The sequence below is a fragment of the Pseudodesulfovibrio karagichevae genome (assembly GCF_041414475.1).
Lineage (GTDB): Bacteria > Desulfobacterota > Desulfovibrionia > Desulfovibrionales > Desulfovibrionaceae > Pseudodesulfovibrio > Pseudodesulfovibrio karagichevae.
This window is the reverse complement of record NZ_JBGLYH010000119.1, coordinates 1-3,377: the sequence shown is the minus strand read 5'-3', so window position 1 is coordinate 3,377 and position 3,377 is coordinate 1. Positions and strand designations below refer to the sequence as shown.

The following is a 3,377-nucleotide window of genomic DNA, read 5'->3' as shown; positions in this document are numbered from 1 at the left end:
GCAAGGACGGCAGGATATTCCTGGACGAGTACCAGGTGTCCATGGACGAATTGGAGGACCACCTGAAACGGCTGGTGGCCGGGCAGAAGAAGCAGCTCTTCCTGCGCGCGGACAAGGAGGTCCCGTACGGCACCGTGGTCCAGGTCATGGGCGAGATCAAGGCCGCGGGCATCGACAAGCTCGGCATCGTGGCCGAAGAGCCCAAACAAGATAAAAACAAGTAATTATCTAGAGTTGATATAGACATGCGGCAGGGCCTCGGCTTTCTCCTTTCCCTCTTGTTCCACGCGGGCATATTCGCCTTCGCGCTCTTTGGCGTGAACTATTCGGCCCCGAGCGTGAACCTGGACCGGCCCGTATACAATGTGGACCTGATCTCCCTTGCGCCGCCTCCGCCCGGACCGCCTGTCAAGGTGCAGGCCCAGGCCGAGGTTCCGGCCCAGACCCCGGCCGTGCCCGTGGTGGAGGCCCAGCCCGAACAGGCAGAGGCCAAGCCCGTGCCCGTGGTCGAGGCCAAGCCCGAACCCGAGCCCGAGGTCAAGGATATCAGCCCCAAGAAGGTCGAAAAGAAGACCGTGGTCAAGAAAAAGGAAGAGCCCAAGCCTAAGCCCGAACCAAAGCCTGAGCCCAAACCCGAGCCCAAGCCGAAACCGAAGCCCAAGCCCCAGAAGACGGCCCAGCAGTTGCTGGCCGATGGCATGGCCGCGGCCAAGGCCCAGGCCAAGCGCGAGGACGCGGCCCAGCAGAACGCCCTGGCCAGTGAACTGGCCGCCCTGAAGAAGCAGGAGGGCAGCGACGTCTATGCCCACGGCGGCCAGCCCGGCGGCCAGGAAGGCGGCAGGGAAGGCGGCACGGTGGGTGGTTCCGGCTCCGGCCTGTCCGAGGTCTACGCCCTCATCGTCGGGTCGGCCATCAAGAAGCACTGGCGCTATCCCGCCTTTGCCGGCGAGGCCAACCTGACGGTCTCCATAGAGATCACCCTTGCCCCGGACGGCAAGATTCTATCCTCGAAGATCCTGGAACCCTCGAACAATCCTGAATTCGACAGTTCCGCCCTTCGAGCCATCAAGGAAACCGAGTATGTCGAAAAGCCGCGAACCGAACGTGACCGGCTCATTCGCATCAATTTCAACAGCCAGGAACTCTCAGAGTAGATGGTATGCAACGGATAACGACACTTTTCGCTTCTTTTGTTCTCGTCTGCCTCACGGCCGCGCTCGCGTCGGCCCAAGGCCCCCTGACCGTGGACATCCACGGCCCCGGCCAGCGCATGGTCAACATAACCCTGCTCCCGCCCAAGGGGCTCGACGGGCAGCCCGTGCCCGAGGCCGCCGCCAAGGCCTTTGCTGACCTGGTGGCCAACGACCTCGGCTACATCCCGTTCCTCAAGCTGGTCCCGGCGAGCCAACTGCTCGGCGGCGACCCGAGCCACGGCGTGACCGCCCAGGACATCGATTTCAAGCCCTTCCAGCTCGCCCGCGTCGACCTCTGCCTGACCACGGGGTGGAACGGCCAGTACCTCGAGGCCCGCGTGTACGAGACCTTCAGCGGCCGGAGGGTCGTGGGCAAGGCGTACCGCGATGTGGCCGACAAGCTGCCCATGGTGGCCGACCGGTTCTGTTCCGCCTTCCTGGAGGCCCTGACCGGCAAGAAGGGGTTCTTCGATTCGCCGATCGCCTTCGTCAAGCAGACGGGCAAGACCAAGGAGATTTTCACCGTCCTGCCTCAGGGCAGAGACCTCAAGCAGATCACCGATCTGGGCGGGTACAACCTCAGCCCGGCCTGGTCCGCCAACGGCGACCAGCTGGCCTTCACCCACATCGGCGACGAACGCCACGAACTGTGTATCTACGAAAGCAAGACGCAGAAGATCCGCCGCATCGCCAAGGGGCTGGGCGACACGGTCATCAGCCCGGTCTACGGCCCCGGCGACGTGCTCTACGCCTCGCTCAACCTGAACGGGACGACCAACATCTACGAGCTGTCCAAGGCCTTCAAGGTCGGCAAGCGGCTGGCCGGAAGCCCGTACATCGACGTCTCGCCGAGCTTCGACCGCACCGGGTCCAAGATGGCCTTCACCTCGGGCAGGGCGGGCAACCCGCACATCTACCTGCTGGACATGAAGACCGGCCAGGTCCGGCGCGTGACCACCACGGGCAAGTACAACACCCACCCGTGCCTCAGCCCCGACGGCCGGTACGTGGCCTATACCCACCAGACCTCGGACGGGCACCGCATCTACCTGCACGACCTCGAGTCCGGGCGGGAGAAGCAGCTGACCTTCGGCCCCGGCAACGACGAATACCCGGCCTTCGGCCCGGACGGCTACTTCGTGGCCTTCGCCTCCAGCCGGACCGGCCAATACCAACTGTATCTGACCACCAGACACGGAGATACGCCGCACAAGATATCCACCGGCAAGGGGGCCGCTTTCGCGCCTGCCTGGGACACTTCCTTGCAGTGGTAAATTGTCATATGATCAGGGTTGATTTTTGTCTTGGAAAAGGTAAAGCGTAAAAGGTGCGAAAACCGAGCGCTCTCGGGTTACTGAAAAATGCCGAGCGACGGCTCTATCAAGGAGTGAGCATGAAAATTAAATGGTATGTCGGTATGGTGGCCCTTTTGGCCTTGTCCCTTCTTCTCTTTGCCGGCTGTGCAAAGAAATCCACAACCACGGAGCCGACCCAAGGTCAGGTCGAGGTAAAGGACGACACCCAGTGGACTCCGCCTGCGCAGCAGGAACCCGCTGTCGATGAAGCCACCCTGGCCGCCGAGGCGCAGGCCCGCGCCAAGTCCGAGGCCGTCCAGGAACTGACCAGCGTGACCATCCATTTCGCCTTCAATTCCTACGAGCTCAGCGATGAGGCCCGTTCCGTTCTGGCCCAGAAGGCCAACATCCTGCGCAAGTACAAGGGCGTCAACGTGGTCATCGAAGGCCACTGCGACGAACGCGGCACCGAGGAATACAACCTCGCCCTGGGCGAGCGCCGCGCCCGCGCTGCGTATGAGCATCTGGTCATCCTCGGCGTGGAACCGGAACGTATGAAGATCGTCAGCTACGGCGAGGAATACCCCGTCGACCCCGGCCACAACGAAACCGCCTGGGCCAAGAACCGGCGCGACGAATTCGTGGTCAAATAGACCGGCGAGAGTATGGTTAAAGTAAAAACGCCGCCCTGTTGGGCGGCGTTTTTTTTGTGCCTCCGGCGGCCGGGGGAAGGGGGAAAGGAAACCCTTTGAAAAGGGCTTTCTGTGCAACCGGAAACATGGGTAACACTTCTGCCCGGGTACATGGGTAACACCTTTATTGTTCGTCCACCGGTTCCGGGGGCCTGATCAGGCCCCCGGAACCGGTGGCGGGCAGGACGCCGAGCAGG

General features: G+C 62.6%; 4 protein-coding genes. All 4 read left to right on the top strand.

Features of this window, described 5'->3' with window-relative positions; translation table 11 throughout:
* Positions 1–224, top strand: a 224-nt coding sequence (locus tag AB6M95_RS19525) for an ExbD/TolR family protein (protein ID WP_371388415.1), incomplete at its 5' end; no start/stop codon positions are given.
* Positions 225–245: 21 nt separating this feature from the next.
* Complete coding sequence (gene tolA / locus AB6M95_RS19520; protein ID WP_371388414.1) at positions 246–1,154, top strand: cell envelope integrity protein TolA; 909 nt, start codon at positions 246–248, stop codon at positions 1,152–1,154.
* 5 nt (positions 1,155–1,159) lie between these two features.
* On the top strand, positions 1,160–2,467 hold the full coding sequence (locus tag AB6M95_RS19515; RefSeq protein ID WP_371388413.1) for a beta-propeller domain-containing protein: 1,308 nt from the start codon (positions 1,160–1,162) through the stop codon (positions 2,465–2,467).
* A 119-nt stretch (positions 2,468–2,586) separates the two neighbouring features.
* A complete protein-coding gene (gene pal, locus AB6M95_RS19510) occupies positions 2,587–3,141 on the top strand; it encodes a peptidoglycan-associated lipoprotein Pal (RefSeq protein WP_371388412.1) in 555 nt (184 codons plus the stop codon).
* The last annotated feature ends 236 nt before the right edge of the window (positions 3,142–3,377 follow it).

Excerpts from the sequence above, each read along its gene's own strand:
- tolA (WP_371388414.1), top strand. The coding sequence starts at position 246 with ATGCGGCAGGGCCTCGGCTTTCTCCTTTCCCTCTTGTTCCACGCGGGC.
- AB6M95_RS19515 (WP_371388413.1), top strand. The coding sequence starts at position 1,160 with ATGCAACGGATAACGACACTTTTCGCTTCTTTTGTTCTCGTCTGCCTC.
- pal (WP_371388412.1), top strand. The coding sequence starts at position 2,587 with ATGAAAATTAAATGGTATGTCGGTATGGTGGCCCTTTTGGCCTTGTCC.